The organism is Neoakkermansia glycaniphila (assembly GCF_001683795.1).
Lineage (GTDB): Bacteria > Verrucomicrobiota > Verrucomicrobiia > Verrucomicrobiales > Akkermansiaceae > Akkermansia > Akkermansia glycaniphila.
Genome location: NZ_LIGX01000014.1, coordinates 63,793 through 82,973, shown reverse-complemented (window position 1 = coordinate 82,973; position 19,181 = coordinate 63,793). Strand labels below are relative to the sequence as shown.

The 19,181-nt window shown below is 58.5% G+C and carries 17 protein-coding genes; 7 read left to right on the top strand and 10 right to left on the bottom strand.

The features are described from left to right. The 5 genes from AC781_RS04045 to AC781_RS04025 all read right to left on the bottom strand — a co-directional run. A partial coding sequence (locus AC781_RS04045) for an ELM1/GtrOC1 family putative glycosyltransferase (RefSeq protein WP_176712491.1) occupies window positions 1-540 on the bottom strand: 540 nt, incomplete at its 3' end. Next, on the bottom strand, window positions 537-1,799 hold the full coding sequence (locus AC781_RS04040) for a dihydroorotase (RefSeq protein WP_067773897.1): 1,263 nt from the start codon (window positions 1,797-1,799) through the stop codon (window positions 537-539). The genes AC781_RS04040 and AC781_RS04045, both read right to left, overlap by 4 nt. After that, window positions 1,789-2,724: an aspartate carbamoyltransferase catalytic subunit gene (locus AC781_RS04035; protein WP_067773893.1), complete on the bottom strand. Its 936-nt coding sequence runs from the start codon at window positions 2,722-2,724 to the stop codon at window positions 1,789-1,791. Before AC781_RS04035 ends, AC781_RS04040 begins: the two co-directional genes overlap by 11 nt. Before the next feature lie 15 nt (window positions 2,725-2,739). Next, the gene (pyrR, locus tag AC781_RS04030; protein WP_067773890.1) at window positions 2,740-3,264 is read right to left on the bottom strand and encodes a bifunctional pyr operon transcriptional regulator/uracil phosphoribosyltransferase PyrR; all 525 of its coding nucleotides are present in this window, start codon (window positions 3,262-3,264) and stop codon (window positions 2,740-2,742) included. Between the two features lie 22 nt (window positions 3,265-3,286). Next, entirely contained in the window at window positions 3,287-3,697 is a 411-nt protein-coding gene (locus AC781_RS04025; RefSeq protein ID WP_067773887.1) for an AIR carboxylase family protein, read from the bottom strand. Between the two features lie 187 nt (window positions 3,698-3,884). Here AC781_RS04025 and AC781_RS04020 point away from each other — a divergent pair, with 187 nt between their 5' ends. The 5 genes from AC781_RS04020 to AC781_RS04000 all read left to right on the top strand — a co-directional run bounded on the left by AC781_RS04020 (window position 3,885) and on the right by AC781_RS04000 (window position 9,527). Continuing rightward, window positions 3,885-4,811, top strand: a complete 927-nt coding sequence (locus tag AC781_RS04020) for a GYF domain-containing protein (RefSeq protein ID WP_067773885.1) — start codon at window positions 3,885-3,887, stop codon at window positions 4,809-4,811. 20 nt (window positions 4,812-4,831) lie between these two features. Beyond that, window positions 4,832-5,800, top strand: coding sequence for a hypothetical protein (locus AC781_RS04015; protein ID WP_141675737.1), 969 nt, complete (start codon window positions 4,832-4,834; stop codon window positions 5,798-5,800). 173 nt (window positions 5,801-5,973) lie between these two features. Further along, window positions 5,974-7,647, top strand: coding sequence for a peptide ABC transporter substrate-binding protein (locus tag AC781_RS04010; RefSeq protein WP_172801746.1), 1,674 nt, complete (start codon window positions 5,974-5,976; stop codon window positions 7,645-7,647). Further along, window positions 7,640-8,563 (top strand): ABC transporter permease, encoded by a 924-nt coding sequence (locus AC781_RS04005; protein ID WP_067773876.1) that lies wholly within the window; start codon window positions 7,640-7,642, stop codon window positions 8,561-8,563. The genes AC781_RS04010 and AC781_RS04005 overlap by 8 nt, the downstream gene beginning before the upstream one ends. A 10-nt stretch (window positions 8,564-8,573) precedes the next feature. Further along, complete coding sequence (locus AC781_RS04000; RefSeq protein ID WP_172801841.1) at window positions 8,574-9,527, top strand: ABC transporter permease; 954 nt, start codon at window positions 8,574-8,576, stop codon at window positions 9,525-9,527. An 18-nt stretch (window positions 9,528-9,545) separates the two neighbouring features. On the opposite strand, the gene AC781_RS03995 is transcribed toward AC781_RS04000, so the two are convergent. Together AC781_RS03995 and AC781_RS03990 are read right to left on the bottom strand one after the other, a co-directional pair. Next, window positions 9,546-11,162: a sensor histidine kinase gene (locus AC781_RS03995; RefSeq protein WP_067773870.1), complete on the bottom strand. Its 1,617-nt coding sequence runs from the start codon at window positions 11,160-11,162 to the stop codon at window positions 9,546-9,548. A 2-nt stretch (window positions 11,163-11,164) separates the two neighbouring features. Continuing rightward, window positions 11,165-11,866 (bottom strand): response regulator transcription factor, encoded by a 702-nt coding sequence (locus AC781_RS03990; protein ID WP_067773866.1) that lies wholly within the window; start codon window positions 11,864-11,866, stop codon window positions 11,165-11,167. A gap of 188 nt (window positions 11,867-12,054) precedes the next feature. Here AC781_RS03990 and AC781_RS03985 point away from each other — a divergent pair, with 188 nt between their 5' ends. Further along, window positions 12,055-13,761: a 4-alpha-glucanotransferase gene (locus AC781_RS03985; RefSeq protein WP_218107251.1), complete on the top strand. Its 1,707-nt coding sequence runs from the start codon at window positions 12,055-12,057 to the stop codon at window positions 13,759-13,761. Between the two features lie 60 nt (window positions 13,762-13,821). Further along, a complete protein-coding gene (locus AC781_RS03980; RefSeq protein ID WP_067773860.1) occupies window positions 13,822-15,960 on the top strand; it encodes an acyltransferase family protein in 2,139 nt (712 codons plus the stop codon). On the opposite strand, the gene AC781_RS14355 is transcribed toward AC781_RS03980, so the two are convergent. Genes AC781_RS14355 through AC781_RS03965 form a run of 3 tightly spaced genes read right to left on the bottom strand, consistent with a single transcriptional unit; the run spans window position 15,955 to window position 19,077 of the window. Continuing rightward, entirely contained in the window at window positions 15,955-16,557 is a 603-nt protein-coding gene (locus tag AC781_RS14355) for an acyltransferase (protein WP_067773857.1), read from the bottom strand. The genes AC781_RS03980 and AC781_RS14355 overlap by 6 nt on opposite strands. Continuing rightward, window positions 16,554-17,735: a glycosyltransferase family 4 protein gene (locus tag AC781_RS03970; RefSeq protein WP_067773854.1), complete on the bottom strand. Its 1,182-nt coding sequence runs from the start codon at window positions 17,733-17,735 to the stop codon at window positions 16,554-16,556. Before AC781_RS03970 ends, AC781_RS14355 begins: the two co-directional genes overlap by 4 nt. A gap of 58 nt (window positions 17,736-17,793) precedes the next feature. Then, window positions 17,794-19,077 (bottom strand): argininosuccinate synthase, encoded by a 1,284-nt coding sequence (locus AC781_RS03965; protein WP_067773851.1) that lies wholly within the window; start codon window positions 19,075-19,077, stop codon window positions 17,794-17,796. Window positions 19,078-19,181: the final 104 nt, after the last annotated feature.

The following is a 19,181-nucleotide window of genomic DNA, read 5'->3' as shown; positions in this document are numbered from 1 at the left end:
GGTGAGGACGAGGGGGATGTCGTTGTGCCGGGTGATGTCCGCCAGCTGGTTGATGAGGGTGTCTTCGTCCCAGTCGAATTCTTTGCTGGGGCCGCCGATGAGGATGAGGGTGTGTTTTTTCGGCGTTTCGGGGCTGGGTTTGATGCCGTGGAGGGCGCCGACGGTGGGGAGGATGCTGCTGCCGGTTTGCTGTTTGCCGATGAGGTCGTGGCGGGGGATGAGGCAGAGGTCGAACATGGTGGCCGGGAGGCTGGGTTTCATGCAGACGATGCCGAGGGCTTTGTAGTGCCGGGCCATGTGCAGGAGCGGGATGTGTGTGCCGTGGCCCGCTCCGAGGATGAGGTCGGGCGTGGGCAGGTCGAGTTCCTTGCCGAGGTAGAAGAGGCGTGCGGTCCGCGATTTGCCTTCGACGCTGACGACGAAGTATTCGTGGTTGCCGTCCGGTTGTCTCTGTCGGGCTTCCTCGATGAGTTCCCGAGCCAGGCCTTGTGTCTGGTTGAGGTGGCCTCGTTTGCCGTCGCTGACGATCCAGATGGTCATGCTTCAGTGATGTTGATGACGCGCCCGTGAAGGGTTGTGCCGAGGAGGGGGGTGTTTTCGGTGCGAGCCTGCAGCATGGCCGGGGTGACTTCGGTGGTGCCTTCGGGATCGAAGAGGATGAAGTCGGCGGCGGAGCCTTCGCGGAGTTCCGGTACGTCGAGGCCGAGGAGCTGGCGGGGGCGGACGGCGCAGGCCTGCAGGAGTTTTTGCCAGCCGATGTGGCCGGGGCGGACGAGGCTGGTGTAGAGGGCCGGGAGGTAGGTGTCGAGGGCGATCATGCCGTGCGGCGCGGAGCAGAAGTCCTGTTTTTTGGCGAAGGGGATGCGGGGGGTGTGGTCGCTGACGATGCAGTCGATGGTGCCGTCGTTGATGGCGGCGATGAGGGCTTCGCAGTCCGAGCGGTCGCGGAGGGGGGGGAGGGTTTTGAAGTTGGTGTCGTAGTCGCCGATGTTCTCGTGCGTGTAGATGAGGTGGTGGAGGGCAGCTTCGGCGGTGATGCGCTGGCCTTCGTTTTTGGCTCGGCGGATGATTTCCGTGCCTCCGGCGGTGCTGACGGTTTGGACGTGGATGGCGGCTCCGGCATCTCCGGCGAGGCGGATGATGGTTTCGATGCCGATTTCTTCGGCGCAGGAGGGTGTGCCGTGGAGGCCGAGGCGGTAGGAGGTGACGCTGGGATGGGCGTAGGTTTTTTCCGTGAGCTGCGGGAGGTCGCCGCGGAGGGCGAAGGTGAGGCCGAGTTCGCAGGCGTATTTCATGGCTCGGTAGAGCATGAGGAGGTTGTGCGGGATGTGGTCGGCATCGGTGATGAATTTGACTCCTTTGCAGCGCAGGGTGTCGTAGGGGGCCTGCTGTTCGCCTTCGCAGTTTTGCGAGATGCACCCGGCGGGGACGATGGAGATGCCGGGTTGTGCTGCGGCGATGTCCATGAGGCTGGTGATTTGCGCTCCGTTGTCGAGGACGGCGGAGGTGTTGGGCATGCACTGGAAGCCGGTGATGCCGCCCTGGCGGGCTGCTGCCGCAGCTGCGGCGACGCAGTACCCGGTTTCCTTGCCGGTGATGGAGATGTGGGTGTGCAGGTCGAAGAGGCCGGGGAGGATGTACAGACCCGTGGCATCGATGGTTCTGGCTCCTTCCGGGGCGGTGAGGGTGCCTGCGCTGCCGCAGGCGATGACGGTGCCGTCCGCGATGCAGAGGTCGATTTCCCGGCCTGAGGCGATGTCGGTGGCCTGCGAGATGAAGAGGATGATTTCAGGCTTCATGGCTTTGGGTCTGAGGTGTCAGATGGTAGAGGATGGACATGCGGGCGGCGATGCCGTTTTCGACCTGCTGGTTGATGAGGCAGTTGCGGTAGTCCATGGCGAGGTCGCAGATTTCGACGCCCCGGTTGACGGGGCCGGGGTGCATGATGGAGAGGTCGAGGTCGTCGATGCGTTTGAGGCGTTCTTCGGTGACTCCGTAGATGCGGTGGTATTCTTTGGCGTTGGGGAAGAAGGGTGAGTCCATGCGTTCGTTCTGGACGCGCAGGAGGTAGATGACGTCGGGTTTCCACGCGAAGGCGTCATCGAAGTTCGTGAAGCGGGGGATGCCGGTGTGGCGTTCCTGCGGGACGAGGGAGCCGGGGCCGAGGTAGGCGACTTCGGCTCCGAGCCGTTTGAGGATGAGTGAGGTGGAGCGGGCGACGCGGGAGTGGAGGATGTCTCCGATGATGACGATGCGTTTGCCGGAGATGTCGCCGTATTTTTCACGGATGGTGAAGGCGTCGAGGAAGGCCTGGGAGGGGTGGGCGTGCGCGCCGTCTCCGGCGTTGATGACGGAGGCTTTGGTGTGGCGGGCGATGACGGCAGGGATGCCGCTGTTTTTGTGGCGCACGATGATGTAGTCCATCTTCATGGCCTGGAGGGTGTCGATGGTGTCGTGGACGCTTTCTCCCTTGACGACGGAGGAGGTGGAGACGGTGAAGCTGGTGACGTCCGCCGAGAGGCGGTTGGCTGCCACTTCGAAGGAGGAGTGGGTGCGGGTGCTGGGCTCATAAAAAAGCGTCAAAACGGATTTTCCCTTGAGGGCCGGTACCTTTTTGACGCTTTTGGTGAAGAGTTCCTTCATGGCTGTGGCGGAGTCGAGGATGGTGCGTATGTCCTCGTCGCTCAGGGAGCCGATGGTGAGAAGATCCTTGCGTGGCTTCATGGCGTGGTGTGTGTGTTATCCGATGGTGACGGCGTCGAATCCTTCGGATTCGCAGAGGTGAACCTTGATTTTCTGTTCCGGTTCGGAAAGGGTGTGGCCGACGTAGTCGGGCTGGATGGGTACTTCGCGACCTCCGCGGTCGATGAGGCAGGCGAGTTCGACGCGCGCGGGGCGGCCGTAGTCGAAGATGGCGTTGAGGGCGGCGCGGACGGTGCGGCCTGTGTAGAGGACGTCGTCGACGAGGACGAGGCGCATGCCATCCGTGGAGAAGGGGAGGTTCGAGGAGCGGAGGGAGGGGCGTGCCTCAAGTGTGTAGATGTCGTCGCGGTAGAGGGAAATGTCGATGTCTCCGCAGAGGACTTCGAGGCCGAGGGTGCGAAGGCGGTCGGCAAGGCGGTAGGCGATGATGTCGCCCTTGCTGAGGAGGCCGACGAGGGCGAGGGGTTCGCCTGCGCGGCTCGACGCAATGGCACGGGCCATTGCGTCGAGTGACTGGTCGATTCCCGCCTGGTCGAGAATGATGGGAGCATCCGTATTCATGAGGTGCGGGAAGGTGAAGGTGTTACTTTTCGGCCAGCTTGAGGATGCGGTGGGCTGCCATGGCTGCATTGACGGGGGTCTTCTTGTGAAGGCCGACGCTGGTGCAGGGTACTCCGCCGGGTACTTGCGTGATGGCGAGCAGGGCATCGATGCCGTTCAGGGGGCCGCCGGGTACCGGGACGCCGATGACGGGCAGGGAGCAGCTCATGACGACGACGCCGGGGAGGGCTGCGGAGAGGCCTGCAACGGCGAGGATGACGGCTTTTTCATCGCTGGCTTCGAGGTCTTCGAGGTATTTGACGAGTTCCGGAAGGTTGCGGTGAGCCGAGTAGACGACTTCTTCATGTTCAACGTTGTTCGCGGCGAAGTATTCGCGTGCGGGTTCCATGAAGGGAAGGTCGCTCTGGCTGCCGTAGATGGTGATCACTTTCATGCGGCGTGTATTCTGCCACAGAGGGGGAGTATCATCAAGGCGAAATAAGGGGTATGGATGAAAACGCGGGGTTTCGGATGATCTTCGTTCAGACGAGGGGCTGAAAGGGGAAATAATTTGTGTATTCATCAGGTTTCTATCAATCAATGCTTGACGGTTTGGTAGAATATGGGTATTTTTGCCATAGATGAAAAACTACTACTATGCCAAACAGGGCGAGGATGCACAGGGGCCTTTTTCGACGGACGCTTTGAAGAAGTTGTTGAGCGATGGCGCGATTGCCGCCGAGGATATGGTTTGCGAAGAGGGGGCGGAGGAGTGGCGAACGCTTGCATCAGTCTTTCCACCTGAAAAGAAATGGAAGGAGTGGATGGACAGAAAAGTTGTCGTGACGGGGATAGTTGCTTTGCTGATTGGCTGCGGTATCGGTTATGCCCTGCATCCTGCTGGTACGGCGTCGGGAAAGGCCGGAATAGCTAAAAACGGGATTCCTGTCGAATTGAAATCGGAAAAGGCGAGGGAGTTGTACAAGAAGGCGATGAAAGGCGATCCAGAGGCTCAGTGTGACTTGGGTGCGTTATATAAGGATGGCGAAGATGTGGATCAATCATATCCGAAATCTGTCATGTGGTATAAGAAAGCCGCCGAGCAAAATTATGTTCGGGGTTTGAAATGTATGGCGTGGTTTCATCAGAAGGGGTTTGGCGTCAAACTTGATTGGGAAAAAGCCCATGAGTATGTTTTGCGTGCTGCCCAATTGGGGGATAGTGAGGCCATGTATGATGTCGCTGTTGATTACCGTATCGGTTGGGGTGCTGATGAGAATAACGAGGAATTTATCAAATGGGCGACGAAAGCCGCAGACGCAGGGAATTCAGAAGCCATGCTTAATTTGGCCGAATGCTATGTTATAGGTATGTCCGGTGTATCCGAAAATTTGGATTTGGCTGAACAATGGGCTAGGAAAGCGCAGGAGGGGGGGCAGAAAGATGCAGGAAAGGTTCTTGATGATGTGCAGCGTGCAAGGGATCGGAAGGTAAGTGACGCGGAAATGCAAAAATCGTTAGATAAATTGCGAGAGATTTCTAATGATTTAAAAGAAGATCGGGATTGATTATCAGCCTGATGACGAATATGAAAATATTGTATTATGTGCCGTTTCTGCTGGTTACTGCCTGTGGGAGTAATGAAGAGCATTCTATTGCGGACGTGTCTCCGCCAGGCTGGAGCGGTGGGGCTCTCACTCTGGATTTCAAGGATGCGGTGGTGTCGCAGGACGACCATACGTGGAGTTCGGCGAGGGAAGGTGAGGTGCCTTCGACGGTTGTGTTGCGCCGGGACGATCCCGGCTTGTTTGTCAAGGAGGTGGGTGGGAATGTGACGATTGTAGCCTTCCGTGAAGCGGTGAATCCAGTGACCCGGGTTATGCCCAATGTGGAAGAGGTGGAGGAACAGATTCTTGGTGATGGATACAAGGATGTCATGCAAATTGTCTGGACGGAGAAGGGTAAGGGTGTTCTTTATCATTTTACGCCGCGTTTGGTGAGTCACCGTGAGAATTTTATATGGAATGCGAAGCTTGTGGCTGGCGTGAAGGTATCGACAGGTTGCGAAAGCAATGTACAAGAAGAGGTCGTTCCTTTGGCTCCGAAAGAGTTGAAGAATGTGACAATTGAGTTTGACGATTCGGGGGCAATCGGATGGGATTCGCTGTTTTATTCGTCCCAAGGCAAGGATCGATCGGGGTACTGGTGGTGGAGGAAACAGATGAAGAGAGAGTGTTCCGATATTCATTTGGGGGAATCCGTCGCTGTTGTCCAATGTCCGTACAGAAGAAGCAGTACATTCATGCTGGAACTTGTTTATCGTCAGATTTCGCCTCATGCTGCCGCGCTGGTGATGTCCGAGGACTCTTTGGGTCGCGATGACGAGTACAAGGATCAATATTTGCTTGTTTTCACGGCTCCTGATAAAGGTGTTGCCGTTCGTACCGTGTCGAATTATGCAGGAGAATCTTACGTGACCAATATCGCTTTCAGAATACGAAAAGATGGGGAGAAAAAACAGGATGTCCGGGATTCGTCATGCGAACCGCATGTGTGAACGGGGCTCCGATGGATGTGATGAATCACGCGATGTTGTGAAAATGTTTGGCCGGGGTGTGTTTCATGCAGAGCATGGTGAGGATACGGAGGAGGATGGTCATGTTCCGTTTTCTGGCGGTGTGACGCATTTCTGGCTGACAGGGGGCGGTGTTTTCTGCTAGAATGCGCCGCGTGAAGTGTTTGTTGCCGTTGTTGTGTGCCGTGGCTCTGCTGTTGGCAGGGTGCGATACGCGTTCTTCGGTGGAGAAGGCGGATGAGGAGGGGGTGTTGCTGGTGGGGAACGGGTTCGAGCCTCAGAGTTTCGATCCGCATAAGGCGACGGCGGTGGCGGACTGGCATATTATCGGTACGCTGCTGGAGGGGCTGGTGCGCGGCGATGCGATGGAGGATGACAAGGTGCATCCCGGCGTGGCGGAGTCGTGGGAGGCGAATGAGGCGAAGGATGTGTGGACGTTCCGTTTGCGGGAGGATGCCCGATGGAGTGATGGGAGGCCTGTGACGGCGCATGATTTCGTGTATGCCTATCATCGTTTGCTGCATCCCCTTTTTGGAGGGAAGTATGCTGATATGCTGTTTCCGCTGAAGAATGCGGAGGCGTATAATAAGGATTGGCTGAGGAAGGAGTTGGGCGGCGAGGGCGATTTGTGGGAGAAGGCCGGGGTGGGTGTGGAGGCTGTGGGTGAGCGGACGCTGAGGCTGACGCTGCGCGAGCCGACGCCGCATTTGCCGCTGCTTCTGCTGCATTATACGTGGTTCCCGGTGCCTGCGCATGCGGTGGAGGCGAACGGGGGTATGCTTGACCGGAGCAGCGAGTGGACGAAGCCCGGGAAGTGGGTGGGGAACGGTGCGTTTGTGTTGGCGGAGTATCGGTTCAATGATTTTGTGGAGGTGCGCCGGAATCCGCAGTATTGGAGAGCCGGAGCGGTGGCGCTGAATGCGGTGCGTTTTCTTCCGGTGGTGAATGCGTTTACGGAGACGCGGATGTTTTTCGACGGGAAGTTGCATGTGACGAATAATGTGCCGCCGGAGATGCTGGCGTATGCGAAGGGGAAGGCTCCCGATGCGTTTTGCCGGGATGCGTATTATTGTTCGTTTTTTTATCGGTTGAATACGACGCGCAAGCCGCTGGACGATGTGCGGGTGCGGATGGCGCTGGCTCTCGGGGTGGATCGGGATGCCTTGGTGGATAAGGTGGTGCGCGATGCGGGGACTCCGGCGACGGGGTTTACGCCTCCGGGGGCGGGGTATGAGACTCCGGATATGTTCAAGGATGCGGGGGCGACGCAGGCGGAGCGGGTGCAGACGGCGCGCCGTTTGCTGGCCGAGGCCGGGTTTCCGGGCGGGAAGGGTTTCCCGACGCTGGAGATTATGACGACTTCGCGTGAGGTGCAGAAGGTGATGGCGGAGGCGATTCAGGCGATGTGGCTGGAGAATCTCGGAATTCATGTGGAGATCCGTTCGTGCGAGTGGACGGCGTATAAGGATGCGCAGCAGAAGTTGCAGTACGATATTTCGTCGTCGTCATGGTCGGGGGATTATCTGGATCCGGCGACTTTTGTGGAGATGTGGAGCGGAGGCAGCGGGAATAATGCGACGGGGTGGTCAAACGGGAGGTTCGATGCGGCGGTGCGCCGGGCCCATTCTTCCGGGAAGGTGGAGGAGCGGCTGGCGGCTTTGCGCGAGGCGGAGGAGACGATGCTGAAGGAGGCTCCGGTAGTGCCTTTGTACTGGGCGTACCGTACGTATTTGAAGAGGCCGGAGGTGAAGGGGTGGCACGGGCTGCTGCTGGATGCGCATCCGTATGATGCGGTGTATGTGGAGAAGGAGGGCAAGAGGGATGATTAAGATGCTGCTGAAGAGGCTGGGGCAGGGCGTGGTGGTGATTTTCGTGCTGGAGACGATTACGTTTTTCCTGATCCGCCTGTTGCCGGGGCATCCTTTCCTCGGCGAGAAGAAGCTGCCGGAGCATGTGCTGGCGCAGTTGCAGAGTGCGTACGGGCTGGATCAGCCGTCGTGGGTGCAGTATTTGCATTATTGGGAGGGTGTTTTGTTCCGTGGGGATTTCGGCCCTTCGCTGGTGAAGGAGGGGGTGCAGGTGTCGGATTTGATTGCGCAGGCGTTTCCGGTGTCGCTGCTGCTGGGTGTGGTAGGGATGGCGGTTGCGGTGGTTGTGGGTATTCCGGCGGGGATGGTGGCGGCTTTCCGCAAGAATAGGTGGCCGGATGCGGCGATGATGTTTCTGGCGATGCTGGGTATTTGTATTCCGGCGTTCGTGATTGCTCCGCTGGTGGGTGTGTGGTTGGGGATGCATGTGCCGGGGCTGAGTGTGGCGGGGTGGGATGATTGGGGATGCGTGGTTCTTCCGGCGTTGACTTTGGGGCTGATCAATGCTGCATATTTGGCGCGGTTGACGCGCGGGGGGATGCTGGAGGTGCTTTCCCAGGATTTCGTGCGTACGGCGAGGGCGAAGGGTGCGGGGCCTGTGCGGCTGCTGGTGTGCCATGCGTTGCGGGGCGGTTTGCTGCCTGCGGTTTCGTATTTGGGGCCTGCGTTTGCGGCGTTGATTACGGGTTCGTTTGTGGTAGAGACGTGTTTTCAGGTGCCGGGTATGGGGCTGCATTTCGTGAATGCGACGACGGGGCGCGATTATTTCCTGATTCAGGGGCTGGTGCTGTGCTACGGGGTGCTGATTGTGGGGGTGAATATTGCGGTCGATTTCGTGCAACTTTTGATGAATCCGCGGCTGCGCGCCGCTTCCTGATATGGCTACCATGAATGGTTTCTCCGGCAATAAGGCTCTGGCTGGCAATTCTCTTTGGAAGGATGCCCGGCTTCGGCTGTGCCGCAATAGGGCGGCAATGGTGTCGCTGTTTTTCCTGCTGGCAATGGTGGCGGCGTGTTATGTGCTGCCTGCGACTCCGTGGGTGGAGGCTCCGAATCGGATGGATTTGACGAATATTACGGCTGGGCCGTCGTGGGAGCATCCGTTCGGGACGGATCAGCTGGGGCGCGATTTGCTTGCCCGCGTGTTGTACGGCGGCCGTATTTCTCTGCTGGTGGGGCTGGTGGCGACAGCTGTTTCGCTGGTGATCGGGTTGACGTTCGGGCTGGTTTCGGGATACGCGGGAGGGCGGACGGATAGTGTGATGATGCGGGCGGTGGATGTGTTGTTCGCCCTGCCGTTTATCGTGCTGGTGATTGTGTTTTCGTTGAGTATCGAGGAGCCTTCGCGCGAGTTGACGGATTGGCTGGTGGGGGCGACGGGCTGGGCGAGGGAGGATGTGGCTCCAATGACGAGTCTGGTGCCGCTTTTCGTGGCGATCGGTGCGCTGGGGTGGCTGACTTTGGCCCGTATTGTGCGGACGCAGACGATGGAGATCAAGGGACAGGATTATGTTGTGGCGGCGCGGTCGCTGGGGCTTGGGCATTTGAGGATTCTTTTTTCCCATATCGCGCCGAATTTGTTCGGTACGGTGGTGGTGTATACGACGCTGGCCGTGCCGGGCATTATGCTGCTGGAGTCGGTGCTTTCGTTCCTCGGTCTTGGGGTGAAGGCTCCGAATTCTTCATGGGGTACGCTGATTAAGGAGGGTGCGGATCGGATGGAGGTGAGTCCGGAGCTGCTGTTGTTTCCGGCGCTGTTTTTCTCGCTGACGCTTCTGGCGCTGAATTTCCTCGGCGACGGGCTGCGGGATGCGATCGATCCGCGGGCGTCGAAGGATTAAGGGGAGGCCGGCGAGGGGTCAGGCCGGGATGGTGAGGATGAAGCAGGCGCCGGTGAGGCTGGAGCTTTCGAGGCTGAGGTCTCCGCCGATGGATTTGGCGATGTCGCGCGAGAGGGTGAGTCCGAGGCCGATGCCGGGCTGTTTGCCTGCGTTGGCTTTGGCGGAGCGGCTGAAGGCGGTGAAGAGGGTGCGGCGGGTTTCGAAGGCGATGCCGGGGCCGTTGTCCCGGAAGCGGATGAGGACACGGCGAGGGAGGAGCTGGACGGTGATCTGGATGGCGGGTTTTTCGTTGCCTTTGCCGTATTTGATGGCGTTGTCGGCGAGGTTGCCGAGGATTTGTTCGAGGGAGATGATGTCGGTACGGATGGGGAGGATGCGTGCCTGCGGGGCGATGGCGAGGCTGACGGTGAAGCCTGCTTCTTCAAGGCGCGGGCGGATTTTGTCGACGACCTGGTTGAAGATGTTTTCCCCGGTGTCGCAGTCCTGCCTGCCGCGCAGTTTGCCGCGCGTGAGCTTGGAGAAGGCGAGGACGTTTTCCACGAGGCGTGAGAGGCGGGTGCTTTCTTTGTAGAGGGAGGTGTAGTATTCGTGTTTTTTGGAGTCGGGCACCATGTTGTGCTCAAGCATTTCGGCGTAGAGGGTGATGGAGGTGAGGGGGGTGCGTAGTTCGTGGGTGATGGTGGAGACGAAGTCGTCTCTCCGGCGAACGAGGCGGCTATAGAAGATGAGGAGGCCGATGACGAGGACGGCAGCGATGCCGGGGATGAGGTAGATGGAGAGGATGGCGCTGTTGAGGGCGCGGGTGCGCGCTGTCATGTCGGGTAGGATGATTTCCGGACCCGGTGCTAGGGTGATCGGGAGGCGGTTGATGTTGCCTGCGCCGAGGGTGTGTTCTGCGTTGAGGGCGGGTTTGGGGAGGTGTTTGTCCACCAGAGGGAGGAGGAGTTTTTCGAGGGTTTGTTTTTCGACGATGAAGCCTTGCGTGTAGTATCCGTGGGTGGTGCGGATGCCGCGCATGAAGATGAGGTTGTTTTTGTACCACCATGCGAAGAAGCTCCCATGGGGCAGGGAGGCTACGACGGGGATGTAGGGGTCAGTTTCGAATTGTTCGGTGATGGAGATAGTGCCGATGCTGTTTGTGGGGCGAGGCGGCGTTTCACCGGGGATGACGACAGGGGCGGAGGGGTTTTCCGCCTTGTTGTACATGTTGGAAAGGAGGCCGGGCGTTTCCTTGATCCATGAGAGGATTTGCTTGTCCTGTGCGGGGGTGTTCAGTTTTCTGTCCGGGGTGATCATGAAGTATCCCTTGATCCAGCCGGGAGTTTGCGTTTGGAGTGGGGATGGTGCCAGCGGATGGGAGGTGCGGGTGTTGTTCAGCCGTTTTTCTTCAGGGAGGCCGGGTGCGTAGGTTTCATGGTATTCGTAGAAGGGGCGGTCGATTTCCGGTTGAAGGAGGCGGCCGAGTTCGGTGTTGACGGTTTCGAGGGATATTTGGAGCAGGCGTTCTGTTTGCGCTTTCCTGTCGAGGCTGGCAAAGCGTTTTTCCAGTGTTTTCGCTTCATACGCGAGCCACGCCATGCCCCCGAGGACGAGGGTGACGATGATGGCGATGATCCAGGGGAGGCGCAGTTTCATGCCTAAATGACGGGAGGTGTCCAGCTGTATCCGATGCCGCGCATGTTTTCAAAGCCCCGGGTGAGGGCGGAGTCGCTGCCGAGTTTTTCGCGGAGGCGGGCTAGGGTGACGGGGATGGTGCGGGTTTGCGAGGGTTTGGCTGATTTTCCCCAGACGCGGATGAGGAGTTCTTCTTGTGCGATGATGCGGTTCGGGTGGCGGAGGAAGTAGACGAGGAGGTCGAATTCCTTTTCCGAGAGGGCGACGGTGCGTCCGTCGTCGAAGATGACGGTTCGGGCGGAAGGGTCGATCGTTCCGCCGGGGAAGGAGGGGATGGCTGGCATTTTGGGGCGTTCGGGCGAGCGGCGGAGGACGGCCGTGATGCGGGCCATGAGTTCGAGGATGCTGAAGGGTTTGACGACATAATCGTCCGCGCCGAGTTGCAGTCCTTTGATGCGGTCGGTTTCTTCGCCTCGGGCGGTGAGCATGATGGCGGGGATGCCCGGGCATTCTTTTTCCATGATGGCCAGTACTTTGAAGCCGTCCGCCTCGGGCATGTTGACGTCGAGCAGGGCGAGGTCAATATGCTGGGTGAAGAGGATTTCGAGGGCCTTGCGGCCGTCGCCCGCTTCATGGACGGTGTAGCCGGTTCCGGTGAGGGCGTCGGCCAGAGCCTGACGGATGGATGCGTCGTCTTCCGCGATGAGGATGCAGCGGTTATTCATGCATTCAGGATAGCACGGATGGGCCGCTTTTCAAGCAAGAGTTCTGCAACAAGAGTGTAACAGGTTCGTTCGCGTGTTTTCATCGAGCTGTTTGTTCTTGCCTTGCGTGCCGGTCTCCTATAGAGTGAAGGGAACCGGAAGCAGGGAGCTTCCCGTTCATAGACTGTTGCCTGATGAAGAATGCGCGCATGACTGGTGTGTTGTTGCCTCTGTTTTCCCTTCGCCGGAAGAATGATCACGGTATTGGGGATTTGGCGGCATTGAAGGAATGGATCGATTGGGCCGCCGATCACGGTGTCGGTTTTTTGCAGCTTTTGCCTGTGAATGCTCTGGGTGAGGGGGAGGCTCCGTCTCCGTATTCAGCCGTCAGTTCCGTGGCTTTGGAGCCGATGTATCTAGCTTTGGAGCCGGAGTGGGTTCCGGGGTTGCCGGAGCTGGCGCAGCCTTCGGAGATCGGGATGGATGCTCTGCATCCGGCGAGCGATCCGGCGCTGGTGGATTATGCTCGCGTGCGGGCATGGAAGGCGGTGATGCTGAAGCGTGCGTGGGATGTTTTCCGGGATGGAGAGGCTTTCGAAGGCAGACGCAGGGATTTTCAGGATTGGGTGCTGTTGCAGGATGCTTGGCTGGACGATTTCGCGTGTTTCCGCGTGATGTCTCGCCTGTTCGGTTCCTGCGAGTGGTGGAAGTGGCCGGAGCAGGATCCCGATCGTGTGCGGTTGATGTCGGAGGAGTATGGCGATGCCATGCTGTATGAGAAGTGGCTGCAGTGGCTGGCTTTCATGCAGTGGGATGATGTGCGGCGGTATGCGGATAGCCGGGGTGTGGCTTTGATGGGCGATATTCCGATCGGGGTGGCGATGGCCAGTGCGGATGTGTTTTTCGAGCGCCGGAATTTCGATGTTTCGTGGTCGGGCGGTGCTCCTGCCGAGGGGGATTTTGCGGATGATCCGTTTACGGCGAAGTGGGGGCAGAACTGGGGGATTCCCCTGTACCGCTGGGAGGAGATGGCGGAGGACGGTTTTGCCTGGTGGAAGCGGCGCATCCGGATGACGACGCGTATTTTCAGGATGTACCGCGTGGATCATATTCTGGGGTTTTACCGTATTTATGCTTTCCCGTGGATTCCGGAGGAGAATCCCGTGTATCTTTCTCTGACGCCGGATGAAGCGGCAGCGCGTTGCGGCGGACGGCGACCCGGTTTCCAGCCGAGACCGGACTGGACGGAGGAGGATCGGAAGTTGAATCTGGCGCAGGGCGACAGGTTGCTGCGCGTGCTGCTGGAGGCCGATCCTTCGGCGGTGGTGATAGGGGAGGATCTGGGCTGTGTGCCGGATTACGTGCGGCCCGATTTGCAGTTGCTCCGGATTGCCGGGTTCAAGATTCCCCACTGGGAGATTCGGGAAGACGGGCATATTGTGATGGGTGATGCGTATCATCCCTGTTCGTTTGCGGTGTATGCGACGCACGATTTTCCGCCGATTGTGGATACATGGAATGAGTGTTGGGAGAAGGTGAAAGCCTTTCGCGGTGCGGAAGCGGCGCAGCCCGTCCCCGGCAAGGAGGAGATGGATGCCTTGAAGGCGGGGTACGAGGACGGAAGGCGCGTTCTGATGTGTTTCGCCGAGTTTTGCGGCATGAACGAGGAGACGGTGCTGGCCGCCTGGAATCCGCAGATCAAGAATGCGATGTTCGATGCCTTGCTGGCGTGCCGTTCGCGCTATGTGGCGATGATGTGGACGGAGCTGTTCGATGACGGTCGCCGCCTGAATGTTCCGGGTACGGTGGGAGGCATCAACTGGCGGCCCCGGATGGGTTTTACGGCGGAAGAGGCGGCTGGGATGGAGCAGAGCAGATGGCTGGCAGGCCTTGCGGAGAAGAACGGGCGGGTATGATATGCTGAGTAGGGCTTGACTTAACACGTGTTTTTGTATATTTCATTGCATCTCCATGCAATGAACAGTCCTGCTCCCTCCTATATCCACTCTACCTATTTTCCCCATATTGACGGGTTGCGGGCGCTGGCCGTGATTCCTGTGCTTCTGTACCATTTGTCTCCGGCGATTTGTTCCGGCGGCTATACCGGGGTGGATGTGTTTTTCGTGATTTCCGGGTATTTGATTACTCGTGGCATTCTGTCGAGCGTGCGTTCCGGAACGTTTACGGTGCAGGATTTCTACAAGAAGCGCATCAAGCGTATTTTTCCCGCTTATTTCGGTCTGATTCTGGGCGTTTTCCTGATAGGATTATGCCTGTTTTCGGCCAGTTTGCTGATGTATTGGGCCGGAGCTGCGCAGAGTTCCTGTTTTTTTCTGAGCAATTTCTATTTCTGGAATGAAGGCGGCTATTTCGCCTCCCGATGCCATAGTAATCCGTTGTTGAATTTATGGTCCCTGAGTGTGGAGGAGCAGTTTTATGTGTTTGTGCCCATTCTGATATGGGCGCTGTACAAGTATATCAGGCCGCTGATGGTGCCCGTGCTGTTTTTATTGACGTTCGCATCCCTGTATCTGGCTTGGGCGGCGATGGAGCAGGGTGATGCAAAATCGGCGTTTTATCTGCTGCAATACAGGAGCTGGGAGTTGATGGCGGGAGGGTTGCTGGCGTTTGTGCCTGCGATGTCTCGGGATCAGTTGCGGAGATGGCATGATTGGCCTGCACTGGCCGGGTTGATGCTGATTGTTTATCCCTATTTGTTTTATACGCCGACTACGGCTTTTCCCGGTTTGGCTGCTCTGCCTTCCGTGGCCGGGGCTTTGCTGGTGCTGAGGTATGGGGGTGTGGGGTGTGTCGGAGGGATGTTGCGTTCTTCTCCGTTCGTTTTTGTCGGCAAAATTTCCTATTCGCTGTATCTCTGGCACTGGCCCGTGATCGTTTTCTGGAAGTATGTGCGGTTTGCCGATGTTTTGTCTCCCAGTCCGTTGTTCTGGTGGGAATATATGGGTATGTTTGCCGTTTCCTGTTTGATGGCGTGTTTGTCGTGGAAGTTTTTGGAGTTGCCTTTCCGCGTGTCCGATTGGAAGCCGTCGCGTTATTTTCTGCTGGCCGGTACGGGGATGTGTTTGACGACGGTTTTGTGCGTGGCGACGCTGGCCAGTGATGGCTGGCGCGATGTGGTGCATCCTCAGGCCAATGCGAGTGCGCCTAACGGGCGGTTCGCATCCGACGCTTTTACCGCGCGCTGGAAGTTCCATGCCGGGATGTGGCAACAGCGATTAGACGGTTGGAAGCATCGCGAGCAGAGCGTGTTCGAGAAGCAGTTGCAGCAGACGGTCGGTACGGTGGGCGGTTTGGGCCGTTGGGGCGCGAACCGCGAGAATCCGGCGTTCCGGCTGTATTCACAGGCTCCGCTGACGGAGTTGTATTATATCGGCGATACCAGGTATTCTCCTTCGTTTTTGATGATTGGAGATAGCCATACGGGGCATTTTGAACATGGTTTGGATGCTGTTTGCAAGCAGAACGGTCTTTCGGGCGTGCTCGTGGTTCAGAATGCGCATGTGACGCATGATTTTCAGGACGATTTGCAGGATCCTCAGGGCCGTTTCCTGAAGCAGTTGGTGGAGTATGTGAAGTTGTCGGGTATTCGTGTGGTGATGATTTCGAGGAACTTGCATGCAGACGATGCGAATGTGTATTCGTTCCTGTCGCGCCTGACTCGGGTGCTGGGCCAATCCGGGGCGCAGTGTTATGTGTTGTCTCAGACTCCGGTGATTCGCGATGCACAGATTGCGCCCGATGAGTTGTATCCGACGGAGCTGTATGCCCGTTCGTTGATTGTCGGTTCTTCGGGGAACGATTGGGCTGCAAGGCTGGCCGTTCCCCGCGAGCGTTATTTGAAGGAGACGGCATATGCGCGTGAGGCGTTCAGGCGTTTGGAGGAGGAAGGGCTGGCTAAGGTTTTGCGTGTTGAGGAGGTGCTGCGGCAAGGGGATGTGTTTCCGATCGTGAATCCGAAAACGGGGGCGTCGTGGTATACGGATGACGATCATCTGGATGATGACGCTGCACGGGTGATCGGGAATTATCTGCTTCCGTACCTTCGGGAAGAGAAGGTGAAGAAGAGAGGCGTGTCCGGCGGTACGGGTTTATGACGATTGCCGCATGCGCTCGGGGAGCGGAGTGCATTGGGCAGGGTTGCCGCAGGCGAGGTGTGCCGGGGGGACGTCGCGCGTGACGACGGTTCCTGCTGCAATAACGGCTCCGTCGCCGATGGTGACTCCTTTGAGGATGATGGCACGCGCGCCGATGAAGCAGTTGGCGCCGATGGTGATGGGGCGGCCGTGTTTTTTTTGGGTGAGGGTGGAGATCCAGCCCGGACGGGTGTCCGGCAGGTGGGCGTCGTTGTCGAGGATGAGGGCGTCTGCCCCGATGATGGAGTTTTCCCCGATGACGATGCGGGATGTGCAGACGATGCAGGCGCCGCTGATGCCTGCGCCTTTTTTCAGGATGAGTTCGGCTCCGTCCGCATTGGCGGCCAGAGTGGCTCGCGTGGTGAGGACGGGGTTCATGCCGCGCAGGGAGTGAACGGTGGTTCCTTCTTCAAGGATGAGGGTGGCTCCCCGGCGTACTTTGATGTGGGGAAATCCGGTGATGAGGGCGGTGGGGGCGATTTGAGCCCCGTGTATGCGGCACCATGCCCGCGAGAGGGAGGCAAGGATGCGGAAGATGGTTTTTTTGACGGGGTTCATGCCGTGTGCGATGCTTGTTGAAGCGCGAGGCGGTAGCTGTCGAGCGTGTTGCGGGCCGCTTTTTCCCATGTGAAGAGGGAAAGTCGGTCTGTTCCCTGCGAGATCATTTCCTGCCGTTTGTCCTGGTCGCGGATGGTGGAGAGGACGGTTTCACCGATGGAGTTTTCATCGTGGGGGTCGAAGTAGAGGCTGGCATCACCGCCTATTTCGGGGAAGCAACTGGCACGGGCGCAGAGGACGGGCGCACCGCAGGCGAAGGCTTCAAGGATGGGGAGGCCGAAGCCTTCGTAGTAGGAAGGGAAGATGAAGGCCAGCGCGTGGTGGTAGAGGAGGGCGAGCCGGGTGTCGTCGGCATATTGCTGGTGTATTTGCAAGGCGATGTCCAGCGTGCGGATGCGTTCCTGTTCCTGCTGTGTCCACGGTGTGCCTCCGATACAGAGGAGGTGGAGGGTGCGGTCGTTGCGGAGGATAGGGGCCAGGCCCGCGAGCATGCGGTCGAAGTTTTTGTAGGCGGTGCGGTGTCCGACGAAGAGCAGGTAGCGGTCGGGGCGGTCGCAGGGGATGAGTTCGGGCTGGTCGGGCAGTGTGAGGGAGTTGCCGTGGTGGACGACGTCGATTTTGTCCGGCGAGATATGCAGGATGTCAATGATGTCCTGTTTGGTTTTTTCCGAGATGGCGATGATGCGTCCGGCCCGGTCGGCGAAGAGTTTTTTGCGGGCTGCCGTGGGGTCGTTTGCCGGGAAGGCTTCAGGCAGGATTTCATGGATCATGTCGTGGATGGTGATGACCATCGGCGTGTTGCCCGCGTAGTCCAGGAGGCTGAGTTCGTTGGTGTGGGTAGGGTGGATGAGGTTGTAGTTGCCGCGGCGGAAGGCCTTGCGGGCGGTTTCCCTCATCAGGTGTTTGTCGAAGGCGTCTTTTTTGGAGGTGCGGCGTCCGATGGCGTGCAGGAGCCGTGCGGAGATCGGGGCTTGCGGGGTTTCTCCCGAGGTGCGGGGGAAGAAGGTTGTTTTGGGAAGGTAGCCGTTGTCCGTATGGCGGAGCGGCAAGCCGAAGCGTATGCCCATGCGCTCGAATTCGTCCAGCAGGGAGCAGATGTAGCGCGAGATGCCGGTGTATTTGCCCATGGAGAAGACTCCGGGGTGGTAAAAGACGGACGGTACGTTCGAGGTAGACATAAGAGAGAGAGAAAAAGCCCGCTCCACGTGGTCGCAGAACGGGCTTGAGGAATAGGTTTTACTTGTTGTTGACGCGGCTGAACTGCTTCAGACGGAGGCCGTTGAGGGCGATGAAGCCGGTGGCGTCGTTCTGGTTGTAGAGTTCTTCGTAGCCGCCTTCCATGGTGGCGATTTCTTCGCTGTACAGGGAGTTCGGGGAGCGGCGTCCGGCCTGCATGACGTTGCCCTTGTAGAGTTTGAGGCGGACTTCTCCGTTGACTGTTTCCTGCGTTTTGGTGACGAGGGCCTGGATGGCTTCGCGTTCGGGAGCGAACCAGAAGCCGTTGTAGACCATGGCTGCGTATTCGGGGATGAGGCTGTCGCGCACTTTCTGGGCTTCGCGGTCGACGGTGAGCGTTTCGAGGTCGCGGTGGGCGGCGAGGAGGATGGTGCCGCCGGGGGTTTCGTAGACGCCGCGGCTTTTCATGCCGACGAAGCGGTTTTCAACGATGTCGATGCGACCGATGCCGTGTTTGCCGCCGAGGGTGTTGAGGACCATCATGACGCCATAGGGGGAGAGGAGGGTGTATTCTCCGCGGGTGCCTTCGGCGGTGACGCCCGTTTCTTTCATGATGTCTTCGATCCCTTCGGTGGCGAGGCCGATGACGTTGCCCTTTTCAAAGAGGAGCTGGACGTACTGGGGTGTGTCGGGAGCTTCTTCCGGAGAGACGGAGAGGACGTACATGGCACGGTCTTTTTCCGTGGTGGCGTCGTACCAAATGTCTTCGAGCATGCCGGCTTCGAAGGAGATGTGCAGGAGGTTGCGGTCCATGGAGTAGGGTTTTTTCATGGACTGGCGGATGGGGATGCCGTGGGATTCGGCATAGGCGATCATTTCGCTGCGGCCCGGGAATTGTTTGCGGAATTCGTCGTCGCGCCACGGGGCGATGACTTTGAGCTGCGGGGCGAGTGCGTTGGCTGCGAGTTCAAAGCGCACTTGGTCATTGCCTTTGCCGGTGGCACCGTGGGCGATGGCATCGGCGCCTTCCTTGATGGCGATGTCGATCATGTCTTTGGTGATGCAGGGGCGGGCGATGGAGGTGCCGAGGAGGTAGCGGCCTTCATAGAGGGCATTGGCCTGGAACATCGGGTAGATGTAGTCGCGGGCGAAGGTTTCCTTGAGGTCGCCGATGTAGCATTTGGAGGCGCCGGTGGCGAGGGCTTTGGCTTCGAGGCCGTCGAGTTCGTCGGCCTGGCCTACGTCTGCGCAGTAGGCGATGATTTCTGCATTGTACTTTTCCTTGAGCCACTTCAACAGTACGGAAGTGTCAAGGCCACCGGAGTAAGCGACGACAATTTTCATAGATCCTTTTGGATGGGTTTAACCGGGCATGAGAATGCAGCAAAATGGCCTGCAAGTGAAGTCCAAAGTGCGGCTTAAGTGCGTTTTCCGGTTTGAATGCCCGG

Excerpts from the sequence above, each read along its gene's own strand:
- AC781_RS04040 (WP_067773897.1), bottom strand. The coding sequence starts at position 1,799 with ATGAAGCCTGAAATCATCCTCTTCATCTCGCAGGCCACCGACATCGCC.
- AC781_RS04035 (WP_067773893.1), bottom strand. The coding sequence starts at position 2,724 with ATGAAGCCACGCAAGGATCTTCTCACCATCGGCTCCCTGAGCGACGAG.
- pyrR (WP_067773890.1), bottom strand. The coding sequence starts at position 3,264 with ATGAATACGGATGCTCCCATCATTCTCGACCAGGCGGGAATCGACCAG.
- AC781_RS04025 (WP_067773887.1), bottom strand. The coding sequence starts at position 3,697 with ATGAAAGTGATCACCATCTACGGCAGCCAGAGCGACCTTCCCTTCATG.
- AC781_RS04020 (WP_067773885.1), top strand. The coding sequence starts at position 3,885 with ATGAAAAACTACTACTATGCCAAACAGGGCGAGGATGCACAGGGGCCT.
- AC781_RS04015 (WP_141675737.1), top strand. The coding sequence starts at position 4,832 with ATGAAAATATTGTATTATGTGCCGTTTCTGCTGGTTACTGCCTGTGGG.
- AC781_RS04005 (WP_067773876.1), top strand. The coding sequence starts at position 7,640 with ATGATTAAGATGCTGCTGAAGAGGCTGGGGCAGGGCGTGGTGGTGATT.
- AC781_RS04000 (WP_172801841.1), top strand. The coding sequence starts at position 8,574 with ATGAATGGTTTCTCCGGCAATAAGGCTCTGGCTGGCAATTCTCTTTGG.
- AC781_RS03995 (WP_067773870.1), bottom strand. The coding sequence starts at position 11,162 with ATGAAACTGCGCCTCCCCTGGATCATCGCCATCATCGTCACCCTCGTC.
- AC781_RS03990 (WP_067773866.1), bottom strand. The coding sequence starts at position 11,866 with ATGAATAACCGCTGCATCCTCATCGCGGAAGACGACGCATCCATCCGT.
- AC781_RS03985 (WP_218107251.1), top strand. The coding sequence starts at position 12,055 with ATGACTGGTGTGTTGTTGCCTCTGTTTTCCCTTCGCCGGAAGAATGAT.
- AC781_RS03980 (WP_067773860.1), top strand. The coding sequence starts at position 13,822 with ATGAACAGTCCTGCTCCCTCCTATATCCACTCTACCTATTTTCCCCAT.
- AC781_RS14355 (WP_067773857.1), bottom strand. The coding sequence starts at position 16,557 with ATGAACCCCGTCAAAAAAACCATCTTCCGCATCCTTGCCTCCCTCTCG.
- AC781_RS03970 (WP_067773854.1), bottom strand. The coding sequence starts at position 17,735 with ATGTCTACCTCGAACGTACCGTCCGTCTTTTACCACCCCGGAGTCTTC.
- AC781_RS03965 (WP_067773851.1), bottom strand. The coding sequence starts at position 19,077 with ATGAAAATTGTCGTCGCTTACTCCGGTGGCCTTGACACTTCCGTACTG.